This window comes from Paenibacillus favisporus (assembly GCF_040545415.1).
GTDB lineage: Bacteria > Bacillota > Bacilli > Paenibacillales > Paenibacillaceae > Paenibacillus_AQ > Paenibacillus_AQ favisporus.
Genome location: NZ_JBEPLV010000002.1, coordinates 707,083 through 730,476, shown reverse-complemented (window position 1 = coordinate 730,476; position 23,394 = coordinate 707,083). Strand labels below are relative to the sequence as shown.

Annotated in this window: 18 protein-coding genes; 7 read left to right on the top strand and 11 right to left on the bottom strand. The window is 46.4% G+C overall.

Translation table 11 applies throughout. The features are described from left to right. Positions 1–86: 86 nt before the first annotated feature. The 6 genes from ABID47_RS11345 (at position 87) to ABID47_RS11320 (ending at position 6,937) form a co-directional block, all read left to right on the top strand. Positions 87–1,556, top strand: coding sequence for a glycoside hydrolase family 32 protein (locus ABID47_RS11345; RefSeq protein WP_354496712.1), 1,470 nt, complete (start codon positions 87–89; stop codon positions 1,554–1,556). Positions 1,557–1,625: 69 nt separating this feature from the next. Next, complete coding sequence (locus ABID47_RS11340; RefSeq protein WP_354496710.1) at positions 1,626–2,969, top strand: ABC transporter substrate-binding protein; 1,344 nt, start codon at positions 1,626–1,628, stop codon at positions 2,967–2,969. Positions 2,970–3,068: 99 nt separating this feature from the next. Continuing rightward, positions 3,069–3,944, top strand: a complete 876-nt coding sequence (locus ABID47_RS11335; protein ID WP_354496708.1) for a carbohydrate ABC transporter permease — start codon at positions 3,069–3,071, stop codon at positions 3,942–3,944. Between the two features lies 1 nt (position 3,945). Further along, on the top strand, positions 3,946–4,779 hold the full coding sequence (locus tag ABID47_RS11330; protein ID WP_354496706.1) for a carbohydrate ABC transporter permease: 834 nt from the start codon (positions 3,946–3,948) through the stop codon (positions 4,777–4,779). 30 nt (positions 4,780–4,809) lie between these two features. Further along, the gene (locus tag ABID47_RS11325; protein WP_354496704.1) at positions 4,810–5,898 is read left to right on the top strand and encodes a glycoside hydrolase family 172 protein; all 1,089 of its coding nucleotides are present in this window, start codon (positions 4,810–4,812) and stop codon (positions 5,896–5,898) included. A 40-nt stretch (positions 5,899–5,938) separates the two neighbouring features. Further along, entirely contained in the window at positions 5,939–6,937 is a 999-nt protein-coding gene (locus tag ABID47_RS11320) for a LacI family DNA-binding transcriptional regulator (RefSeq protein ID WP_354496702.1), read from the top strand. A gap of 77 nt (positions 6,938–7,014) precedes the next feature. Here ABID47_RS11320 and ABID47_RS11315 read toward each other — a convergent pair whose 3' ends face one another. From ABID47_RS11315 to ABID47_RS11285, 7 genes are all read right to left on the bottom strand, one after another. Beyond that, positions 7,015–8,439, bottom strand: a complete 1,425-nt coding sequence (locus ABID47_RS11315; RefSeq protein WP_354496700.1) for a glycoside hydrolase family 32 protein — start codon at positions 8,437–8,439, stop codon at positions 7,015–7,017. A 43-nt stretch (positions 8,440–8,482) separates the two neighbouring features. Beyond that, on the bottom strand, positions 8,483–10,762 hold the full coding sequence (locus tag ABID47_RS11310; RefSeq protein WP_354496698.1) for a GH32 C-terminal domain-containing protein: 2,280 nt from the start codon (positions 10,760–10,762) through the stop codon (positions 8,483–8,485). Next, on the bottom strand, positions 10,759–13,224 hold the full coding sequence (locus tag ABID47_RS11305; RefSeq protein ID WP_354496696.1) for a PfkB family carbohydrate kinase: 2,466 nt from the start codon (positions 13,222–13,224) through the stop codon (positions 10,759–10,761). The genes ABID47_RS11310 and ABID47_RS11305 overlap by 4 nt, the downstream gene beginning before the upstream one ends. Positions 13,225–13,251: 27 nt before the next feature. Continuing rightward, entirely contained in the window at positions 13,252–14,880 is a 1,629-nt protein-coding gene (locus ABID47_RS11300; protein WP_354496694.1) for an ABC transporter substrate-binding protein, read from the bottom strand. Positions 14,881–15,003: 123 nt separating this feature from the next. Beyond that, on the bottom strand, positions 15,004–15,900 hold the full coding sequence (locus ABID47_RS11295; RefSeq protein ID WP_145949425.1) for a carbohydrate ABC transporter permease: 897 nt from the start codon (positions 15,898–15,900) through the stop codon (positions 15,004–15,006). 13 nt (positions 15,901–15,913) lie between these two features. After that, the gene (locus ABID47_RS11290; RefSeq protein WP_354496692.1) at positions 15,914–16,864 is read right to left on the bottom strand and encodes an ABC transporter permease; all 951 of its coding nucleotides are present in this window, start codon (positions 16,862–16,864) and stop codon (positions 15,914–15,916) included. A 163-nt stretch (positions 16,865–17,027) separates the two neighbouring features. Next, the gene (locus tag ABID47_RS11285; protein WP_354496690.1) at positions 17,028–17,996 is read right to left on the bottom strand and encodes a LacI family DNA-binding transcriptional regulator; all 969 of its coding nucleotides are present in this window, start codon (positions 17,994–17,996) and stop codon (positions 17,028–17,030) included. An 89-nt stretch (positions 17,997–18,085) separates the two neighbouring features. Between ABID47_RS11285 and ABID47_RS11280 the strand changes: the two genes are divergently transcribed. Beyond that, the gene (locus tag ABID47_RS11280; protein ID WP_354496688.1) at positions 18,086–18,373 is read left to right on the top strand and encodes a hypothetical protein; all 288 of its coding nucleotides are present in this window, start codon (positions 18,086–18,088) and stop codon (positions 18,371–18,373) included. Positions 18,374–18,517: 144 nt separating this feature from the next. Here ABID47_RS11280 and ABID47_RS11275 read toward each other — a convergent pair whose 3' ends face one another. The 4 genes from ABID47_RS11275 to ABID47_RS11260 all read right to left on the bottom strand — a co-directional run bounded on the left by ABID47_RS11275 (position 18,518) and on the right by ABID47_RS11260 (position 23,175). Beyond that, positions 18,518–19,168: a response regulator transcription factor gene (locus ABID47_RS11275; RefSeq protein ID WP_354496686.1), complete on the bottom strand. Its 651-nt coding sequence runs from the start codon at positions 19,166–19,168 to the stop codon at positions 18,518–18,520. After that, positions 19,169–20,359: a sensor histidine kinase gene (locus tag ABID47_RS11270; RefSeq protein ID WP_354496684.1), complete on the bottom strand. Its 1,191-nt coding sequence runs from the start codon at positions 20,357–20,359 to the stop codon at positions 19,169–19,171. Between the two features lie 210 nt (positions 20,360–20,569). Further along, entirely contained in the window at positions 20,570–22,786 is a 2,217-nt protein-coding gene (locus ABID47_RS11265) for an MMPL family transporter (RefSeq protein WP_354496682.1), read from the bottom strand. A 200-nt stretch (positions 22,787–22,986) separates the two neighbouring features. Next, entirely contained in the window at positions 22,987–23,175 is a 189-nt protein-coding gene (locus tag ABID47_RS11260) for an Asp23/Gls24 family envelope stress response protein (protein WP_354497292.1), read from the bottom strand. Positions 23,176–23,394: the final 219 nt, after the last annotated feature.

The following is a 23,394-nucleotide window of genomic DNA, read 5'->3' as shown; positions in this document are numbered from 1 at the left end:
ATTTTATAGCAATTGTAACCGTTGACAAACAAAATACCTATGTTATTATGTTTTTGTAAAACGTTTAACCAAATGGAGATGACACGATGAAAAAAGTATTTTACAAACCGAATGACGGATGGGTTGGAGACGTCATTCCGTTCTATGACAATGGAGAGTACAAGCTTTACTATCTTCATGATCAAAGAGCCGGCGGCGATTACGGGAATCATACGACGTGGAACCTAATCACCACCAAAAACGGCCTGGATTTTGAAGAACATGGCGTAGCTCTGCCAAACGGCGGTGAGAATGATCCGGATCGGAACGCTTATACCGGTTCCGTCATCAAGGACAAGAACGGCATGTACCACCTGTTTTACACCGGTCACAATCCCAACCCCGACTTTTGCGTGGACGGAAAGCCATTACAAGTCGTTTTGAAGGCTACAGGTACTGACGGCATCCACTGGACAAAGGATGTCAACTTCAAGCTTTATGGAGACGGAGTGATTTACGAGAAGTTTGATTGGCGCGACCCGTTCGTTTTTTTTAATCAGAAACAGCAAGAGTACTGGATGTTCGTTACTTCTAGGGTGATGAATTCATCTGAAAAGAAAGGCGGCTGTATCGCCCTACTTACTTCCGCTGATCTTGTGCATTGGACATATCAGGAGCCGTTTTACAGCCCGGACAAGTACATCACCATGGAGTGTCCGGATTATTTCCAAATGGGAGATTGGCATTACCTGGTCTACTCGACATTTAGCGAGAAGTTCGTAACACATTACAAAAAAAGTAGAGACATCGAAGGCGCATATACTTCTCCGATTCCGGACACTTTTGACGGGAGAGGATTTTACGCCGCGAAAACAGCCTCGGATGGACGGCAAAGATACGCGTTCGGCTGGGTTCCTTCCAAGCAAGGGGCAAGCGATTATGGAGATTGGGAGTGGGCCGGAACCTTGGTTGTGCATGAGGTTTATCAAAACGGTGACGGCGATCTTCTTGTAAGGATGCCTCAGGCGGTATATGAGCATTTTAATACCGGGACGGACAGCGTTCCTGAAGCGGAGAAAAACTGCCGCTCTGATGAAAGACAAGGCTGCTTTAAACTGGAATCTCATGACGGACTGGCTTACCGCGTCTTCAATGAACTGCCTTCCCAAGTCCTGATCGAAGCAGTGTTCACGGATTGGAATCAGACGAAAGATTTCGGCATCGCTCTACGTACCGATAAAGCGCTCGACAATGGTTATTTCATTAAATTCGATCCGTTCCATAACCGTATTGCGTTTGATATGTGGCCTCGAACTGAGCCCGGTTTCTTTCAATGGCAAATTGCTGGAGACAAGCCGCAAATGATCGAATTGGAGCGTCCATTCTGCTTCGCGGAACACGATCAAATCAACATTAAACTGATATTGGAAGACGATATAATGTGTCTTTATGTCAATGACAGAGTTGCGATGACCACTCGAATATATAACTTCAAAACCGGCCAGCTCGGCTTTTTTGCCAATGAAGGTTCTGTCACGATCGACGAGGTCAAAATAAAAATCTCGAAAACCGTCTAATTTCATTCCGTGGTTAAAAGTCTGCAGACAGATTTTTAACGATATAACAAAACATGGAGGGGCTCAGAAATGACAAGTAACAGAAAAAGAAAAATATCGAACTTCTTATCTCTTATCATCATCTCAGCAATGCTTGCAACCGCTCTCGCTGGCTGCGGTGGTTCTGCTAATAAAAAAACTGGGGAGGACGCACAAAAGCAAGGGAATTCGTCTGGCAAAACCATTACCTGGTTGACAGCTCGGCCCGAGAATGGGGCGATCATACAAACCGTCCGGGAGCTGGCGGACCGCTATGCGAAAGATCATCCTGGGTTCAAACTGGACATTCAGGTCACGGCGGACAGACCCTCCTACCTCACCAAACTCCGTACGCTTATCGCATCTGGTGATGTTCCGGAATTTATCGATACAGATGCCGATCCGTACGCTCAGGAATTGGCTGATGCCGGTATGCTGGTCGATATGAAGCAGTTCCTTCAAGAACAAGGTTTGTATGATCAGTTCTACGAGCCTGCGCTGAAATATCAAGAGTTACCCGACGGGCGTTTGTTCCTACTTCCCTTGGAATACCATCTGGAGATGACTTGGTACAACAAGAAAATTTTCGCTGAAAATAACCTTACTGTGCCAAAAACGATCGACGAAATGCTCACAGTCAGCAAGGCACTTAAAGACAAAGGGATAACCCCGATCGCGGTCGACGGGGTCGATGTTTGGCCCGTACTGCGCTATGCAGCTATGATTCCGTTCCGAGCTACTGGAAACGATTTTGCTCGCAATCTCAGCCAAGGCAAAGCTAAGATGACTGACGAAGTCGGTATGAAGGCAGCGAACTTCGTTTCTGAAATCGGTCAATACTTCCAAAAAGGATTTGCTACAACGGATTACACGACCGCAAAAAACATGTTTCTGAACGGAGAAGCCGCCATGTACACGATGGGGACCTGGGAAATTCCGTCCTTCGTGGATGAAAATCTCCCAGACAACATGAAAGGAAATGTTGACTATTTCTACCTGCCAACGATCGCTGATGCCAAAACGCCGAACAACGAGTATTTCGGGAACAGTGGGATCGGCTTGGCCGCCATGGCCAGCAAGTTCGACGGTACTGCCAAGGATTTTCTAAGTTACGTTCTGAAGAACTACAGCGACGTTTACGTGGCTAAACAGCAGATGTCTCCGCTGAAATTCACGATTAAAGACGAGTCCAAGTTCTCCAAACTGTTCCTGAAAATCAAAAAAGATATGGACAACTATGGATCAGAATTTGCCAAACCTTGGGATACGCTGCTGGATGCCAATACGAATTCCGTTATGAGCGATTTAATCATGAAATTGTCTATGGGAGCCATGACCCCTGAAGAATTCGCCAAGCAAGTTGACGATACGATCGCCCAAAACGCGAGCAACTAACCGTTACACTTCAGATTAACACTCTCCGCCCGGCCCGTTTAGGTCCGGGTGGACCTTTCAGCTTTCGCTTGTCAATCTATATCAATGGAGAGATTCAACATGAACGTACTCAAGGATAAAAAGGCATGGTTGGTGTTTATCACTCCCGCCCTGCTGTTTTATTTGGGAACTGTCTTTATCCCGATCATTCAATCGCTGAACTACGGCTTTCAAGATTGGAATGGGATCAAAGATGCCCAGTATATTGGGCTGGGTAACTACATCAAGATGTTTCATGACCCTTACTTCTGGAATTCCGTGAAAAACAATCTGGTGTACGTCGTTATCGTCGTACTCATGCAAGTATTCATCGGTTTGTTTTTCGCGTTACTGCTCTCATATGTCAAAAAGGGAGCTGGTATTTTCAGAACGTTGTATTACTTGCCGGCTGTTGTGGTCACTGTCGCCATTGCCCAGATGTTCCGGAACTTTTATTCGCTCCAGCCGCTTGGCCTACTCAACATGTTTCTGGGGTGGATCGGCCTCAGCCATTTGCAAAATGCCTGGTTATCCGACCCACACACCGCGCTTATCGCTGTATCTATCCCCGAAGGCTGGCGTTTTACGGGGATGTACATGGTTATCTTTTACGCGGCCCTGATCGCAATTCCGAAAGAAATCGAAGAGGCCGCCACCATCGATGGTGTCAACGGCTGGCAGTTGATCCGCCATATCAAATTGCCGAGCATTAAGCATGTGCTGAGCCTGGCGCTTATCATGTGCACCACCGGGGCCTTACGTGGTTTTGATATTCCCTATATCATCGGCGTACCGGGTTCAACGACTGAGCTCGTCACGACTTATATGTACAAAAAAGCTTTCTCCACCATCCAATACGGATACGGAAGTGCGATTGCCGTATTTATCGTCATCGAAAGTCTGATTGCTGTGTTGATTATCCGGGCCATATTCAACTCCAGGAAAGGAGAAGCATAATATGCGATCCAAAAAAACAGCTTTATCCTTCCTGCTATATTTTATCGTCATTGTAATTCTGATCGTGCAAATTTACCCCGTGGTCTGGCTGTTCTTATCCAGCTTCAAATCGAGTATTGAATTGACGACGAATCCATTTTCCATGCCTGAGACTTGGTCACTCTCCAACTATATCGCTGTGTTCCAGGGCAGCGACTTGCTGCTGTATATCAAAAATACGGCCATCGTCACCTTCAGCTGCCTGGTGCTGATTATTTTTCTAAGCGCAACAGCAGGCTTCGCCCTCGTCAAAATGAATTTTAAGCTGAATTCAAAGCTGCTGTTGTTCTTTACGATCGGCATCATGATCCCAATACAGGTCACGTTAATCCCATTATTTATCATGTATAAAGACTACGGTCTGCTGAACTCGTATTTGGCGCTGATTCTTCCGCAAGTCGGCTTTGCCCTACCGTTGTCCATTTTGATATTCACCAGCTTTTACAGTTATGTACCCAATGAATTGATTGAAGCTGCCGTCATTGATGGATGCAATATTTATCAGGTTTTTTATAAAATTATTTCGCCGCTGACCATCAATACGACCGTAACTGTCGCCTCAATCAACTTCATTTTTATCTGGAATGATTTTATTTTTTCTAACACGTTCACGAACGACAAACAATACAAAACGATTGCCGTTGGTCTTCAAGAATTCATCGGGGCATTTGGGGCCACCGATTGGGGGCAGACGTTTGCGGCCATTTGCGTCAGCATCATCCCGATTATCGTTACGTACTTGTTCCTAAACAAATACGTAATGGCCGGCGTATCCGATGGAGCGGTTAAAGGCTAATTTAATAAAAAGGATAAGGAGAGAACAATCATGCAACCTATGAACCAACTTTTTGGTAGAATAAAAGGAAAAAGTAGAGCAATTACTGCGGAAAATCCCCGTGGCTTGAAAGGCGAAGGCGGGCAAGCAGCAGGCCCCCTTGGCGTCGCCCGGAAAGGGAAAGCCTTTATTTCGCTGGCTCAAGGCGAAACCGCCACACTCGTCGATGTTGAGGGGCCCGGCATCATCCAACACATCTGGATGACTGTGACTGACCAGACCGAGGCCGGCTGGTTCGTATTGCGCGATTTAGTGCTGCGGATGTATTGGGATGAAGAAGAGACTCCGTCCGTAGAAGTTCCCCTCGGCGATTTCTTCTGCAATGGCTTCGGGGCCAGAGCGGTCGTCAATTCCGTACCCATTGTGGTAAATCCGGTCGGAGGTATGAATAGTTACTTTGCAATGCCATTCAATAAAGCAGCCAAAGTCACCGTAACGAATGAGCATCCTCAAGAAATCGAGGCGTTTTTCTACCAGTTCGATTATATGCTTGTCGATGAGCTTCCGGAGGATACCGAGTATTTTCATGCCCAGTTCCGTCGGGAAAATCCGACCCAGCTTAAGCAGGATTATACGATTGTAGATGGAATAAAGGGAAGAGGGAAATATATCGGCACCTATATGGCCTGGACCTCCCTGTCCCGATATTGGTATGGTGAAGGAGAAGTTAAATTCTATCTTGATGGGGACCGGGATTGGCCGACCATCTGTGGTACGGGAACGGAGGATTATTTCGGCGGAGCATGGGGGTTTGTCAAATACGATAACGGGAACCCTGTACAGGAGCAGACGTACTCTACCCCATTTATGGGTTTTCCGTACTTTTCGGTAAAAGATACGACGAGAGCTCATATTTATGATGGAGCGGCCTGTCCAATGCGAGGCTTCTATCGTTGGCATATCCTTGATCCCATTTTGTTTGAAGAGGATCTACGGATCACCGTTCAACAGATTGGACACGATGGAAAGGCGTTATTCGAACGAAACGATGATATAAGTTCTGTGTGCTACTGGTACCAGACCGAACCACATCAGGCGTTCCCCGACCTGCCCGACGTACTGGATAGACGCCCGCGCTAATTCAGATCATACAGCTATAGAAAGAAATAGAGGTTGTAATATGGCAAAAAAAAGGGTTACTTTAGTTCAAGTTGCAAAAGACGCGGGCGTATCGCCTGCGACGGTCTCCCATTACTTAAACGGCAATTTTCAGAAAATGGGTGGTGAGACGAAAGAAAAAGTCAGTCTCTCGATCAAGAAATTAGGTTACCAAGTAAACCCAGTGGCCAAAAGCCTAATTACCGGCAGAATGCATACCATTGGGCTTGTTTTATCCGACAGTACCTACGACGGTGATGGTTACTTTGAGGACTTATACTTCCTCCATTTTGCCAAGGTCATTAAGCAGCAGTTAAAAGCACTGGGATATAAAATTATCCTGCTGGACTTTGAAGAAATCTTTATGAATATCCAGATGGTCGACGGAATTATCGTCAAAGCAACGTTGGAGACGGAGAAATTCATGCCCAGATTAATGGATCTTAACGTGCCGGTCATTACGGTAGGACGCCACAACTTATCCTACGGCGCGCATGTGCTACGCGTCAACGACTATCATAGCGGCCAGATCGGAGTAAACCATTTGTTATCCCGCGGCTATGACAAGCTAGTCATTTTGACATATCCGCACGGTCACGTCCCTGGCTTTGATGATCGGCTCAACGGTGCCAGCGAGTCACTGCAGCAGAACGGGAAACTACCAACCGTCATCACCGGCGATATGACAGAAGCCTTTGGATACGATACAGTTATGAAGTTGGCCAATAGTAATCAACTGCCTCAAGCGTTGTTTTGCTTAAACGATATTTCCGCCATAGGAGCGTTGAAGGCTTGTAAGGATTTGAATGTGAGCGTTCCGGACGGGCTTGCTGTTCTGGGTGTCGACGATATGCCTACCGTCTCGGAACTGCTAAGCTTATCGACAATCCGGCATCCCATCAATGAGTTGGCTGAAGCCGCATCCAAACTGATGATCAAATCTATCGAAACTGATGGGCAGCGCCTTGAACCTGTCGAAGAAGTGTTTCCGACGGAACTGATGGTGCGGCGAACCAGCTGATATTGGTGCTGTGCTAGGGAAAGTGTAGAAAAGATCGAGCTGAGGACAAACCAATCCTCTGCTCGATCTTTTCTGCTTTAATCTCTTATCAAGATCGTTACATCGCTAAACTGTGCACTGCCCTGATTGACAAACAAGCCAAGCTTCCCTTCAGGTATATCATACATTCTGGCGCTCATGGCTATGTTCTCATCCACGTAGATTTCGCATATCGATCCATCGATAAACACTTTGATTTCGTAAGGACGATCGGGAACCAGATTGATAGGGCGCTCCAGTTCAACTTCATAAGGGAACGTCTTACCACCTTCTTCCGATTGCATGATATATCCACGAAAGGTAATGCGGTCCCGCTGTGGCTCCAAGGTGACGTAATAGGCTTCATCCAAGGTATTCTCTGTCCGCAGCATGAACCCAATCCCTTGAGTTTGCTCGGAGAAAGAAATTGTAGAGGATATTTTGCATTGATCGGGCAAATCATCCCGGGTCATGCAGCCGGCAAACCCATACGGTGACGTACAGGAAAGTGAGTCCCCCCTATGTTTCCATTCTCCTACAATTTTATAGAAAGGTACATCCAACGGCTTTGCGAATGCGCCATCCACGGTTTCCGGCACTTTTACACCAAGGGTCCCATCCTTACGCTGAACGATTTCATGTACAATCAGGTTCCCCCCCCAATCCCATGTGTCGTAATCCTTGCCGCGAGACTTCGGCGGATTCCAGCCGAATAAATCGTCGTTTTTCGTTGGGTTCCACCCGAATAAAAAGCGTTTTTCCCCATCCGAAACAGACTTGGCTGCATAAAAGGCACGGCCGTCGAAGGTATCCTCCTTTGGGGTTATCCAAGGTCCGTTTAAGGAACGGCTCATCCGGTAAAAGGTCGCAAAACGTCCGGTATAGGAAGAGTAGACTAAATACCACCAATCACCGATCCGGAACAAGTCGGGACATTCATGGGCCCCCACGTGCAAATTCGGAGCATACAAAGGCTCGCGATACTCCCAGGTTTTAAGGTCTTTAGATGACAGCAGCGCAGTGCATCCTTTTCGGTTGGTTGGCCCCTTGGTCATCGCGGCAAGCAACATCCAATATTGGCCTTCTTCTTCATTCCAGAACACGAAAGGATCGCGCCAATCGGACAGTTCATAGATGCGGTCGTCAGCGGCAAAGGTATCTTCGGGAATGGGCTCCCAGGTCTTCAAGTCGCTGCTGATTGCGTGGCAGACGAGCTGCTTTCCCGGAGGAAATATACAGTAGAACATATGATAAATCCCGTCCACTTTCAAAATATGGCCGGTGCCGCCTTCGATTTTGCAGGCTCCTTCGGCCCGATAGTTCACGAAATCCTTCGTTCCGACCAAATACCAGCCATGGTCAAGGCCATCCTGGTAGTTTTCTCGCCAACCGTGCAGATAAAACAACTTAAACTCCCCGTCTTCATAATAAGGGATAACATCCCCTACCCAGGCATTCTCTGGCCGATAGAAAAATTCTTTCATTCTATGATTTCCCCCTTTTGTAAGGAGCGCTTTAGCGCTCTCATTACCAAATGGACTGCATATCCCAAACTTCCATCGATTTGACTGTCAAACTGCCATCTCCCCAAATCTGAATCCCCAGCGCATCCCTTCGACTCGGATACACTCGGGTCGTCAAGCTTTTCAATCCATTTGCATAGGCTTCGACCATGGAACGGTCCAAATACATGTGAAGCTTTAGATTCTCTCCATGCAGCTCTAAATTGCCCCCTTGGGTTCCTCCACATTTTTCTCCTGGATGAAGCGTCGTCTTCGAACGGTCCACCAGGAGCATCGAATGATTCAAGTCGTAGTAAAGCAGCGTTTCTTCTTCTCCGTCTGGCGTACGCCGGATCTTGATTCCGAATTGCTTGGCGCTGCCCGGCTCCATCTCCAGGCGGATCTCAAGCATATCGCCCTGAACATCCTGGAGCAGGACATTCGCTTCAGACAATGATTTATCGCGGAGAGATAATTGTTTCTCGCCGCGCAGGGACTCCAGCTCTTGGATCGGTTCTATGCCCAGTCGTCCGTCTTCCCGCAAATACACGCTGAGCGGCAAGCCGCCGTTATGCGCCCAACCCGATTGATATTCCAGTTCGGACGTCCGGTCTCCTTGGGCTATCGTAAATACGATTTTTCTGCCAGTCTTCGGATCAACCATTCCACTCGGACCGGTAAAATGGAAATCACCTACATCAATTAATTGAGGTTCTTCTTGATCAGGAATGAACATTAGATTCTGCTTATCCAGTTGCCCGATCCAGTAAAACACTTCAACATCTGCTCCCTCTCCCACTGGGCTGACCAGCAGAAGATGCTTGTTCACCCCCTGTTTGTCGCTGCCAAGGGGAAGAAATACGGGGAGCTCCCAGATCGGCCCTAGATAAGGAAACTTCTCGATGTCCGCTTTAAAAAAGGGCCCTTTATACGTCCAATTCAGCATATCCTGAGAAGAAAATGCCAATGCGGCTCCGCCTTCACCTTCGATCCCGGACCCGACCAGGGCATACCAACCATCATCATCTTTCCACACGAATGGGTCCCTGAAATCCCCGAATAAGCCTATTCCCTTCTTCTGCACGATTAACGGTTCCGGATGTTTGACCCAGTGAACTAGATCGGGATCCTTATCTCGGGAATAGGTGCTTCGGGCAAGCGCTACGCTCTGATTCGGCGAAGCACTGTCATTGCCCGCTGTAAAGAACAAGACCGGCAGGCCGTCTGCATCGTAGGTCGCGCTTCCCGACCAGATTCCATCGGGTGCGAGCTCATCCTTCTCGGGCGCTAAAGCCACGGGAAGATCCCGCCAATGCACCAGATCCTCGCTAACCCAATGTCCCCAATGGATCTGATGGAAGAAAGGTCCATGAGGATTATGCTGATAGAACAAATGGTATTGCCCGTCAAAATAGATCGGCGCATGGGGTTCGTTCATCCAGTGAGCAGGGGGGCTAACGTGATATTGAGGCCGGTGCCGGTCCGCCAACAGAGGCGTCCTGTCCAGCTTAATCTCATCATACTTTAATGACGGATGGACTCCTTCACATGTGCTATCCAATACGAGTTGATAAGAAGCGGCCACCTCATCTTCACTCAGTGCCCTTGGGTAGATTTTGAGCTCTTCCATAATGCCGCTGAACATGTGCAGGCTGAACACCTTCGCCAGCTGGCTGCTGTGATTATTTTTACCGATTAGGAGATTCGTGGAGGTCGCCTCGGTCAAGCGGGAACCACGAGGCAACCCGGTCGACGCAATCTTCCTGCCGTTCAGAAACAATTTCATTTCCCCTTGGTTTCCGTCAAACACAGCATTTACGTAAGACCATTCATATTTGGGCAATTCATACCCATCAGGTGACCAAATTTCCTTCCATTCTCCTCCTTCGAGTCCAACTTGGAAGGACCATGATCCATGACGATACATACCGAGTAGGTATCCCTGCCTTTGTTCTTTGTTGTGACGGTTCACAATGGCCGACAGCTTGCCATCGTCCCCCACCTCGTACGAACGAGGGGCAACCCATACCCCGATGCTGATCGCCGACCGGTATTGGGAGGTGCCCGCAGGATCTTCTTCTTGGAATGAATGGGAAATGTAAGTCGAATAACCGTCGAACGAAAGGCCGCCACCCAGGGCGCTCTTTCTCCACAGCGGGTCGCACGGTTCGGTAAACTTTGCTTGCTTAAATACGTACTGGATCTCATCCCGGACCTGGGATACGTATTCCAGAGCACTTGCTCCGGCTCCTTCATTAAAAGGCCAATACATCATCGGTCCCCGATTGTCGGGTCTTTGGTTCATGCTTCCACCCTCCTTGACTCCCACTCCGTGGAGCCGCCTGGAATAAGTATGGGGTTTAGCGTATGGATGTGAAGCGAGTTCAGAACATCCTGCCCTGCTTTCACGCTGATTTCGATCTGATCTAACGGAGCGTCAGGGAAAATTTGATCCGTCATGGCAATCAGACCATCATTCGCGTACACTTCGATCGCATTGCGGTCCAGCCAGATATGCAGCTTGATTATCCCGTCCTCCGAAACCAATTTGGCGCCATGATTGCACGGAAAAGACGGATGAAAATCGGTCGCTCCTGATTTCGTACGGTCAATGTACAGCCATTGGCGCTCAGGGTCAAATCCGATTAACGTTTCGCTCTGCCCGGAGGATTTTATTTTCATCCGAATCTCACTCCCAGAGCGGACGTCTATTTCAGCCTCAATCTCCAACAGTTCATCCTGCATCTTTTGTATAAAAGGGGCCTCTGGCGTAATCAAAATTGCATTCCAGCTCTTCGATTCTTTTCGCAGCTGCTCCATTTCCCTAACCGGCCTTTGGGTCAGCAGGATGCCTTCGTCACGGCTGATCAATGACAATACGCGAGGAAGTGTCATTGCTCCTCTCCAGTCCCCGGTAGGTGTTTCGTTGGCATACTTCCAGTTGCTCATCCATCCAATGATCACGCGCCGTCCATCAACATCGGGTATATCCGACCAAGTAACCCCCGCATAATTGTCCCGGCCATAATCGAGCCATTGGATATGGTCTGCAGGGTTGTCATTGATGAATGTGTTCCCATCGAACTCACCGATAAAATATTGCGTGCGTGAACCTTCCGGAACATCGGGATGATCCCCAATGCTTATGATCAGAACCCATTTGGAGCGTCCGCTGCCATCAATGGGCAGTTCAAAGAGATCCGGGCATTCCCAAACGCCATCATGCGAACCTTCTCTATGGCCGAATTCGCCCGTAAGCGACCATTCCAGCAAATTCTTTGATCCATAAAACCGGACATGATCTCCCGCGACAACCGCCATCACCCAACGTTCACTTTGCGAATGCCAAAACACCTTGGGATCCCGAAAGTCTATTAGGTCAGACTCGGTGAGTACCGGATTCCCCTCATATTTATGCCAGGTTCGACCTTTATCACTGCTGTAAGCCAAGCTTTGCCGCTGGCGCGGCTGTCCGGTTTTTGGACAGGTATCTGCATGGGTAAAGATCGCAACCAATCCATGGGACCCTTCAAATAGTCCGCTGCTGTTGTTCCAGTCAACTACACAGCAACCAGAGAAAATAGCGCCATGCTCGTCTGGGAACAGGGCGATTGGTTCATGCCGCCAATGCACCATATCTTGGCTGACAGCATGCCCCCAATGCATCGGACCCCATTGGTTTCCGTAAGGGTGATGCTGGTAAAACAGGTGATATTCTCCTTCGTAATAGACCAGTCCGTTGGGATCGTTCATCCAGTGAGAAGGTGGCGAGAAATGAAACCCTGGCCTGAATGGATCATCATTTTGCTGTTTACTGAACTCAATTTTCATCATTTCCTCTTTGGTTGGCATTGACAGTAGAGCCCCCTTACGTGTTGTTACTAATGCTCCACCTGCATTTGCAAAAGTCAGCATGCTGGTGATTTGCTGTCTGGTCAGCTGATTTAATGCATGATCGGTTTGAAGGATCTGATATAACAAGCAGCCCAGGAAAGCATCCCCGGCTCCAGTCGTGTCGATAACCTTCATTTGAAATCCGGGCACATATCCGTCATGACCAGCGAGCCGGTAATAGCAGCCTTTTTCCGCTAAGGTAACCACGATCAATGCGATACCGAATTGCTGCTGCAGCTCCTGCGAGCCTTTTTCCACATCGGTTGTTCCTGTTATAAAGCCAAGCTCCTCCTCCGATATTTTCAGAATATCGGCATAGTTCATGCCCCAAAGAATATTTTGTTTTGCTTTATCGTTACTCTCCCATAATGCAACCCGGATGTTCGGGTCAAACGAGAGCAGCGCTCCTGCTTCTTTGGCCTTCACGACCGCCTCTCTTGTTGCCGAACGGGCAGGCTCATGGGTCATCGATAAAGATCCAAAATGCAGTATACGGCAGTTTTGAATACGATCGAATGGGACATCCGCTGGGCACAACAATGTGTCGGCTCCCGGCCTCCGGTAGAAGCTGAACGATCGGTCTCCGTTGCCATCCAAATGAACAAATGCCAGCGTCGTGTTAGCTTCCGTTGTAGTCGAAAGAGCAGTCACATCAATGCCGCAGCTTAACAAAGTGTGCTGAAGTAGGGATCCGAAATGATCCTCCCCTACTTTGCTAACCAGAGCCGTTTTGGCTCCTAAGCGGGATAGTGCAACCACTACATTAGCCGGTGCCCCTCCAGGATTGCATTCGAACTGCTCGTTACCTCCCTCGCTTTGTCCTGCAGGAGTAAAATCTATCAAAACTTCCCCGATAGCAATTACATCAAGCACAGTTTCTCCCCACCTATCTTTTACTTATTATTTCTTTAAATTTTCGTTATAGCGATCCAGTCCAGTTTGGTAGATCTCCATCAATTCGTTTAGGCCCATTTTATCCAAAGTCTTCACATAGCTGTCCCACTGCTCATCCACGCCGCCATCGACAATAAATTTGCCTCTTTGAGTGTTCACGTATTTAATCAATTCAGGCTCAATCCGGTTGATTGTATCCAATTCTTCTGGTTTGAAGAAAATACTTGGATAGTTTTCTTTTTCCATATAAGGATCGTAGTACTTCTCCAAATCTTTTACACGCTGCTGAGCCCGAGGCTCCAGATCAACCACTTTCCCTAAATTTTCAGCAGTAATTACTCCCGGGGCCCCTGCACCTGGAGCTACCTTCTGACGGAATTCACCAGCGGAAGTACCTTCGGGTAGCGGAAGGTTCACCAGTTTTCCGTTTTCGTCTTTTTTAAATACGACATCCAACGGACCCCAGTGAATTTGAGCCGCCATGTAAGGTTCATACTGTTGATCAATCCAGCGCATCGTAATTTCGGGGTAACGGTCTTCTTTAGTAATCACGAAAGCCCCACGTCCTGGACCCCCGCCATTGTTGCGCCCGATCAATTGGTCCCCGTTTGGACCTTTGAGCGGAGGCAGCAAAGCATAATCCTTACTCCGTTCTGCTCCGACAACCTCTTCGACTTCCCACCAGACGTAAGAGCCAAGCGTTTCGTCTGTCGTTTTGCCTTTTGCCAAATATTGAGCCGCATCCTGAGTGAACGATTCGGGATCAATCAAGCCTTGCGCATACCAGTTATCATGTATATATTTCAATGCTTCCTTATATTGAGGTTGATTCGCGGTGAAAATCACTTTACCATCGCGGACGATCCGATGTTCCAGGTTATCCGGAAGCCCGAAAGCTCCGAATATGCCCGCAATGTCACTGCACCACTGCATGTGCATAAAGCTTAGTGGAATTTCATCCGCCTTACCGTTGCCATTCGGATCCTGTGTTTTAAAGGCGATCAAGGCCTTCGTATATTCGTCCAGCGTTTGCGGCATTTTCAATCCCAATTGGTCCAGCCACTTTTTATTGATAACATGAAAGAAAGGATTGGTCCCAAGGTTGTTCTCTTCAAAAGACGGCAGCCCATAGATGTGCCCATCAGGCGCCGTGATCGCCGATCTGATGTCGGGCCGGCTTTCTAAGAGCGCTTTCAAATTAGGCGCATATTGGTCAATTAAATCCTCCAGTGGGATGAGGGTCCCGTCTTTACCGTAATTGACAAGCTCGTAATCCGTGAACCCGGCTCCATAAAATGCATCCGGCAAATCACCGCTGGCCAGCAGCAAATTTTTCTTTTCGGTGAAGTCGGTGTCCGGAATGTTATTCCACTCGATCTTTACGTTGGTTTGCTTCTCCAGTCGATTGAAAATTTCCATTTTCGAATACTCCGGCGCCAGTGCGGCTTTTGGGGATACCATTTTTAATGACACGGCATCGTTTACAATTGGAAGCCCGGTTTTGTTAAAGTTCGCATCCTGGTCCGGATTTTTCGCCTGTTGCTTTGTATCCCCGCTGCTACCCGAACAGCCGCTGATGGCAAACGCTCCGGCCAACATGAGAATCCCTGCACTTTTAAAGATCGTTTTTTTCATTGTCCATAACCTCCCTTTAGATCATTCCACATGTAAAAATCGTGCATAGTCCTTGCTAGTCTAATCTGGATAACTTGGGCATCAATACGGCTGCACATCCCCCCTTTCAAGCCCCTGCCAACGTCATCCCTTGATTGATCCGATCATCACACCTTTGACAAAGTACTTTTGCAGGAAAGGATATAAAATCAGCAGCGGAAGGCTGGATACCATGATCACGCCGTATTTGATAAGCTCTGTGACACGCATCTTCGCCGCATAGGACTCTACATCTAACATCATGTTGGAATTGACCTGATTCTGGACTAGAATGTTCCGCAGCACGAGTTGAAGCGGATATTTGCTTTCGTCGTTCAAATAGATCAATGCGTCAAAGAAACCATTCCAGAAACCTACGACATGATAAAGTACCATTACGGCGATGATAGACTTGGACAACGGAAGCACGATGCTCCAGAAGAATCGGGTGTTAGAGCAGCCGTCAATCGATGCGGCTTCCCACAATTCATCCGGTATGCTGGATTGGAAAAATGTCCTCACGATAATGACATTGAATACTCCGCCCGCACCCGGGATAACAAGGGCCCAGATGGTATTTAGCATGTGAAGATCCTTAATTAACAGATAGGTTGGGATCAACCCTCCGCTAAAGAACATGGTGACCAGCAAAAACCACATAATCACCGATTTCCCAACCAGATCTTTACGAGCTAACGGATAGGCCGCAAATACCGTCACGGCTACGCCGATCAAAGTTCCCAGGCCCGCATATATGATGGAGTTGGCATACCCGATCCAAATGGATGAATCGCTAAAAATTCGCTCGTATCCGTCCAGGGTAAATCCTTTTGGAAATAACCATACCTCTCCTGAATAGATGAGGTTGGGATCACTGAACGAAGCAATCAACACGAAATACAGCGGGAATAATACGAGCAGCATAATGATGGTCAGGATCACGTAGTTAATGACGTCGAACCATACATCTCCCTTGCTCTTTCTCTTTAATAATGAATTCAACATGAACTCCCCCTTACCAAAGGCTGGTTTCCGTCATTCTTTTGGCGATTCGGTTGACGGTGAAGATCAGGATAATGTTAATTACGGAGTTGAACAGGCCTACCGCTGTGGAAAAGCTATACTGTGCTTTCTGAATCCCCATCTCATATACATAGGTTGGAATGATATTGGAGGTCGCGTAGTTCAGATCGTTTTGCATCAGAAAAGCCTTTTCAAAACCGATGCCCATAATGTTGCCAAGCGCCAGAATCAGTAGAATGACAATGGTCGGCAATATGCTTGGGATATCGACGTACCATACCCGCTTCCATTTACTTGCACCATCCATAATGGCCGCCTCATGCAGCTCTGGATTAACCCCTGCGAGAGCGGCCAGATAAATAATCGTCGAGAAGCCGGTCTCCTGCCAAATCCCTGACAAGATGTACAAAGGTCGGAACCAACCTTCATCGGCCATGAACAACCTCGGTTCTCCACCGAACCAAGTAATGATGTGGTTCACGAGACCGCTGTTAGGCGATAGAAACACATTGAGCATACCTACAAGCACAACCGTAGAAATAAAATGTGGTGCATAGATGACGGTCTGTATAAATTTCTTGTAGTTCTTACCAAGCATCTGATTCAGCATGATCGCGATGATGATTGGAACCGGAAAACTAAAAACAAGCGACAGAAAACTGAGCGTAAGTGTATTGACCATAATCGTCCAGAAGTTATAAGAATCGAAAAACTCTATAAAGTGCTTGAAGCCAACCCATTCACTTCCCCAGATGCCGCGACTTGGTGAAAAATCTTTAAAAGCGATTTGGACTCCATACATCGGGTAGTACTTGAATACAAGATAAATAATAATAATCGGCAGCAGAAACAGATACAGCTCATAGTTGCGCTTGACTCGTGTCCATGTTCTCCGATTTTCCTTGATGAGGTGTTGCTGACCCCCGGACTCCCTTGGATTCACCTTGATACTCCCTTTCTCCCTAAATTACAATCTCATTTTGAAACGTTTCCAATTAAATTGAAACGTTTCCAATTTGGCGCAAGAAATACGTCTTTCGACGTACATTCCAGTGAATGGGTTTGTTATGCGTGCGATTTCGCCATTTTACAATGTTCTTAATTTATCAAGTAGTTTCGCCAGCCCGAAATACGACGGGAAGACGGTAAACGTCCCGATGCAAAGATTCACCTTCAATTTTTTTGTAAAGCAGCCTGATTGTCATGCGTGCCATTTCCTCTACGGGTTGCCTGATCGTTGACAAAATCGGATGAAAGTAAGGATGATCCTGAATGCCGTCATACCCGATGACCTTTACATCCTCTGGAACGCGAATACCCATCTTTCCTGCTCTCTCTATATATTTGGCGGCGAACATATCGGTAATGGCAAAAACGCCGTCCACATCATGATGCTTATCCAAAAATTCATCAAAATAGGCATCGTCGTCCTCAACTGGGTCTGACTTCTCGTAAACAGCGTAATCGATTCCCAATGCCTTCGCTTCTTGAATAAAACCTTCCCTACGATTCATCGTTTCGCTGAAGACGGAAGTAACGCTGCCCATAAAAGCAGGTTTTTTAGCTCCGGCCTTTACAAGCTCCCTCAATGCCAAACGTCCCCCTTCATAGTTATCGGACGTAACGCATGTAATATTTTTATTAAAGTGCCTGTCGATACTGATGATCGGAATGTCGTTGCTTACGCTATTTTCTATATCGTTGTACGTAATGCCGACAATGCCCGCCACTTTGTTTTGCTGAAGCATATCCAAGTAATACAGTTCCTTTTCCGGTTTGCCGCCACTGTTGCACAGCATAAGTTTAAAGCCTTCTCGATCCAACTCATCTTCAATATAATAAGCCAGCTCAGAAAAAAAGGGGTGCCAGATACTTGGAAGCAGCAGAGCTACCATTTTGGACTTCCCGATTTTAAAATTTCGGGCAACCTCATTCGGAATATAGTTCAGCTCTTGTATGGCTTCCTCTACTTTTCTGCGTGTATCGGGTTTTACAGCTCCCGAATTGTTAATGACCCGGGACACAGTTCCTACGGCTACCCCAGCTAAGGTGGCTACATCTTTAATACTTGGCATCTTACCCCCCCATTTATTTATGAAAATCATAATAGCACCAAATTGGAAACGTTTCAACTTGTTTTTATTGCTATACCAGTAGACACTGGATGATTTCTCTTTCCAAAGAACCACTGGAAGACATCGAGCTGTACCAAGCTCAGTACCAACGATTGATCAACCTCTTTACCGAGTTGGCTGAACTAGGAGAAAGGGACGGCTCAATACGAACCGAGGGGCATACACCGAATATCTTGATTACCATGATGAACGTGTTCGGCAACTTTTCTAAAAAGATGGCAATGCTTAACGGTATTCCTGCTTTTCAGACACAGGTGGATCCGACCGAGCAATTTCAAATTTTAAAAAATCTGTTTCTTGAACCCTTAAAAGCATGAACGCAAAGAATTTCCCCTTCGTGCCTTGACCACAGGTTACGCTAAACAAGCTGACGCATCTATGACAGATGCGTGCTTGTTGATCAGATCTTTGATCAAGTTTATAGCCCATCCGCCCTTTGAATCCAAGGGTGCATTCCTTGTTTATATTTTTAATATCCCCTGCTCCAAGGCTGTAGCTACAGCCTGCGAACGGGAATCCACACCAAGCTTGTTATAAATATTCGTTAAATGTGCTTTTACTGTTCGCTCAGAAATCCCCATATCATAGGCAATTTCTTTGCTCTTGAATCCCCTTGCTACGCACTGCAATATAAACGTTTCTTTGTCGCTAAGCAAGTTGTTTTTCGGTTTAGGGATGATTTGTGCTTGATTCTCCCTTGTAGCGATCACCCGCTCCATAATTTCTGCAGATAGTAATGTTTCTCCTTTGATGGCTGCCTCTATGTTTCTGAAGAGGTTCTCACGGCTCGTATCTTTGAGTAAAAAACCTTTTGCTCCTAAAGCAAGCCCTTTTATCATCAGTTCTTCTTCATTATATGTTGTCAAAATAATGACCGGAATGGGACTGTCTTTGCTCTTAAGCACTTTCATGGCTTCCAGTCCACTCATGACAGGCATATTCAAATCCATCAAAATCACATCCGGCTGTACCTCTTCAATTAAAGACAGTGCCTGCTGTCCATTTTCCGCTTCACCCAAAACTTGAAATTGCTCTCCTGTCTCGAGAATTAACTTCAGCCCCTCACGGACGACGAAATGATCGTCGACGATCAACACTTTAACTGTTCGCATTTAATCTCCCTCTATCAATGGTATTTTTACCGTAATGATTGTTCCCTTTGAGTCACTTAACACATTCATTTCTCCGCCCATGAGTCTTGCACGCTCCTGTATCCCCAATAATCCATAATGTCCGGCATCTTTGCCGATAACGTCTGGGTTGAAGCCGACACCATTGTCTCTAATCTTCATCATAAACGAGTTATCTTCGTTGGTTACGGTAATCCAAACCATGCTTGCCTGAGCATGCTTTGCGATATTCGTCAATGACTCTTTTACAATGAGCAAACTGTGTTCCATGACCAGCCTTGATAAACTTTTATTTGGGCGAAGATCAGTGGATACGTGAATACCGGTCGCATCAATGAAATGCTGCACTTCATCTAGTATAGACTCTTTAAAGTTTACTTCGGACGCGGATCCGAGCCTCAGGTTATCGATCGCCCTGCGGGCATCTGCCAGCGTGATGCGCGCTTGTTTCATGGATTGATTGACAATACTTTGAGCACGGTCCCAATTCCCCTTCGTCATGTGCACGTTGATAGCCTCAAGCTGCATAATCAAACCGGCCACCCCCTGTGCCAGCGTATCATGCAAATCCCTCGCCATACGCTGCCGTTCATTCGAAAGAGTCAACTCCTCTACTTTACGATGGGCCTCTTGTAAATCCTTGAGAAAGTTCTGAATACGAATACGTTCGTGAACTTGGTGATAGAAAAGGATACCATAAGCCAACACAATAATAAGCATTAAACTAAAAATAGGAAGGAATGTTGCCAGTTCTTTTAAATCGCCTACCGTCAGCTCGGAATACAAAAACACCACGATACTGATTAGAAACACAAAAATAATTCTGCGAAGACGCGTCGAAACACCCAGACTCTGGGCTATTAAAGCAGGAAGCAACCCAACAAGAACGGGTTGATATGCCTCAGGCATTAAGATTGCGCAGAAGTAGATGAGCACTCCCTGGATCATAAAGTACAACCAGAAATACTTGGGACCCCATCGATAGGAATTCCAATACAGGAGTACATGGATCGCAAAAATCCCACTAAATACAATGCTCGATAATATTCGAGGTTCAATTATTAATTGCATGACTACTGCAGCAACATAAGTGAACGAAACCCAAATGAAAATGGGCAGTCTGGAAGCGAGCAGTTCACGAATATGATCTACTCCCGGTTTCGTTTGATTCAAATGGATGCACTCCTTGACTCCTTCATGCTGAATTACAATTTATACTAACACAGCAGTTCTGATTATTGCTGATCATGGAAATTGTGCTTATCACAGAAAGCCATACTTTTATTTTGCCCTTTAGGAGGGGCTTTGAACATCCCTCAATCTTCAAAAAAAGTAATAAAGCCCAGGAATTCAGGCTTTATTACTTGAAATAACGATCATTGGTTACTGCTCAGGCGAAAGTTTTAAATTCTCACCGGTCGCCTCCTTCTTATTAGCTTCTACTTCATGCATCATTCGCTCACCCTCCACGTCTAGGTTAGGTAGAATACGGTCAAGCCATTTTGGTAGATACCATGCCGATTTCCCCATTAAGATCATTACAGCAGGCACAATCATCAGACGTACCACGAAGGCATCAAATAGAATACCGAAAGCAAGAGCAAACCCCATCGATTTGATAATAGGATCTTCCGCCATCATGAAGCCCGTAAATACTGCAATCATGATTAATCCGGCAGCGGTAACAACTCCCCCGCTGTGACGTAATCCAGCTAAAACCGAAGCACGAGCGTCTCCAGTATGCTTAAACTCTTCACGCATCCGGCTGACTAGGAACACTTCGTAATCCATGGCCAGTCCAAATAGAATGCCTACGACAATTATAGGTAGGAAATTTAATATCGGGCTAGGACCATGGAAGCCAAACAGGCCTCCCAGATGCCCATCTTGTATCACCAACACGGCGAATCCCAGGGTTGCAGCAAGGGATAAAACAAATCCAAGGACAGCCTTGATTGGCACGAGTAGGGATCGGAAGACAATCATTAACAACAAAAATGCCAATCCAACAATCACCATACAGAACTTAGGCAATGCATCATTGAGTTTCTGCGAAATATCAATACTTACAGCTGTACTACCAGTCACCAGCAATTCAACATTTCTCTGTTTTTGTATATCCGGTGCAATATCGCGAATGTGCTCAACGAGGATCCTTGTCTTCACATCATGAGCACCGGTTGCCGGGATTACGTTGATCATGAATACTTTTCCGGATGGGCTTGGGATGGCCGGGGTCATCGTTCCGATCTCAGGTAATTTTTTTAATTGGTCCATCGCAGCTGTAACATTCTTTTTGGATTGTTCGCTACCATCTGTTTTGGCTAATATGATCAAAGGACTGTGGTAACCAGGGCCGTAACCTTCCGAGAGTAAATCATACGCACGACGTTCTGTCTTATCAGTAGATTTCTGTGCATCATCCGGCATCCCCAGCTCCATTCGAGAAAACGGCAAAGCCAGTGCGCCCAGAAGTATTAAACCGATCATCACGATAACCCACGGACGGCGAGAGACAATGGCCTCCAAACGATTTTTCTTGTTCTTCGACATCGAACGACGGTATATCTTTTGAAAAAACCTGTTTGGGCTGCTTGGGCTAATCTTCTCACCAAGCACCGCAAGTAGAGCCGGGACCAAAACAATCGCAGTCAGAACCGCAACCAACACGCACAATGCTCCGGCAAGGCCCATGGCTGTAAGAAAAGGGATCTTTGCTACACTGAGTCCAATAAGTCCAATCATGACAGTAATCCCTGCAAACACAACTGAACTACCCGCCGTTCCATTGGCTATTGCAATTGATTCTCTAATATCATAACCCATACTTAACTGGTGCCGGTATCGTGAAACGATAAATAGCGCATAGTCGATACCTACGGCCAGCCCGAGCATGGCTGACAAGGATAGCGAGGTTGAGGACATGTCCAATAGATTAGAACCAAGCAAGACCCCCATTAATCCGATACCAAGACCAACCGCGGCCGTAACGATCGGCAACACACCAGTCAAGAACGAAGCAAACGTAAATGAGAGAATAATGAATGCTGCCAGAACTCCTATGGCTTCAGTAACGCCGCCGATTTCCATTTTGACATAGCCTGCACCGGTCAGTTCTGCTTGCCAACCAGCCTCACGCATATTTTCAGCAATTTTCTCCACTTTTTCCTTGGACTCACTGGAAACCTGATCTCCTGGTACATTATACGTAATTGTTGAGTAACCAATCGTTTTGTTAGCATTCAACGAATGGTTATCGTACGGACTCACGACACTCTTAACCTGTGGATCTTCTTTGATTTTTTTAAGGTTTATTTCCAAAAACTGTTGAACGGATGAAGACGAAAGTGTTTTCTGAACTGGTGCTTTGAGTACCATCTGAATCTGTCCGCCTTCTTCCTTAGGGGACGGAAACTCCTTATTTAGGAGCTCTAAAGCGGACTGTGATTTAAGTCCAGGTATTGGAGTATTTTCATTAAATGCTGGTCCGATAGCTAACACCAAAACCACGACAGCCAGCAAAATTGCTACCCCACCTATGATTACCTTCTTGCTATGTTTTGCCGACCACATTCCAAGCCGGTATAAGTACTTTGCCATTTTGCTAACCACTCCAATTCCAATTTTTGATTTCTATATATTCATCTTAGAATGAAAGAAAAGGCGATACATCGTACAAAGGGGCGCCAGATCGTGTACAATTGGGCAGAAAAATTGCCCGAAAGGGCATTATTAGTCCACAATATCCCTTATGACCAATTGTTAGTGTGAATTCAATTGCGCCTTAAGAAATTCGATGGTTACATCTTTTCTAAGACGATCCCCTCCACGTGAATATGAACTTGATCAATAGAAAGCCCGGTATAATGCTTAATTGATTCACGGATGTTTAATTGTAATTCGCGGCACAAGTTACGTATTTTTATTCCGTATCTTACGGATACTTTTACCTCGATGGATAGATCAGCATCAGATCGTTCAATTTGTATCCCCTTTTGATTTACCTTAAATACTCGATATCACCTCGGTAGAAATCGTACGTTTGGGCAGTCAGCGATGTACAAAAGGGCAGGCTTAAAGAAAAAAAGAGTGTTCAATTTAGAACACTCTTGCCTGAAGATTATTTGGAGTCCTCGTTCCGGGTGTATTAGCCATATAAAAAACGAGGGATGCTAATTATTATTATTTATCAACAATTATGAAAAAAT

What these genes read in the sequence shown, in the direction of transcription:
- ABID47_RS11345 (WP_354496712.1), top strand. Translation starts at nt 87, where the DNA reads ATGAAAAAAGTATTTTACAAACCGAATGACGGATGGGTTGGAGACGTC.
- ABID47_RS11340 (WP_354496710.1), top strand. Translation starts at nt 1,626, where the DNA reads ATGACAAGTAACAGAAAAAGAAAAATATCGAACTTCTTATCTCTTATC.
- ABID47_RS11335 (WP_354496708.1), top strand. Translation starts at nt 3,069, where the DNA reads ATGAACGTACTCAAGGATAAAAAGGCATGGTTGGTGTTTATCACTCCC.
- ABID47_RS11330 (WP_354496706.1), top strand. Translation starts at nt 3,946, where the DNA reads ATGCGATCCAAAAAAACAGCTTTATCCTTCCTGCTATATTTTATCGTC.
- ABID47_RS11325 (WP_354496704.1), top strand. Translation starts at nt 4,810, where the DNA reads ATGCAACCTATGAACCAACTTTTTGGTAGAATAAAAGGAAAAAGTAGA.
- ABID47_RS11320 (WP_354496702.1), top strand. Translation starts at nt 5,939, where the DNA reads ATGGCAAAAAAAAGGGTTACTTTAGTTCAAGTTGCAAAAGACGCGGGC.
- ABID47_RS11315 (WP_354496700.1), bottom strand. Translation starts at nt 8,439, where the DNA reads ATGAAAGAATTTTTCTATCGGCCAGAGAATGCCTGGGTAGGGGATGTT.
- ABID47_RS11310 (WP_354496698.1), bottom strand. Translation starts at nt 10,762, where the DNA reads ATGAACCAAAGACCCGACAATCGGGGACCGATGATGTATTGGCCTTTT.
- ABID47_RS11300 (WP_354496694.1), bottom strand. Translation starts at nt 14,880, where the DNA reads ATGAAAAAAACGATCTTTAAAAGTGCAGGGATTCTCATGTTGGCCGGA.
- ABID47_RS11285 (WP_354496690.1), bottom strand. Translation starts at nt 17,996, where the DNA reads ATGCCAAGTATTAAAGATGTAGCCACCTTAGCTGGGGTAGCCGTAGGA.
- ABID47_RS11280 (WP_354496688.1), top strand. Translation starts at nt 18,086, where the DNA reads ATGATTTCTCTTTCCAAAGAACCACTGGAAGACATCGAGCTGTACCAA.
- ABID47_RS11275 (WP_354496686.1), bottom strand. Translation starts at nt 19,168, where the DNA reads ATGCGAACAGTTAAAGTGTTGATCGTCGACGATCATTTCGTCGTCCGT.
- ABID47_RS11265 (WP_354496682.1), bottom strand. Translation starts at nt 22,786, where the DNA reads ATGGCAAAGTACTTATACCGGCTTGGAATGTGGTCGGCAAAACATAGC.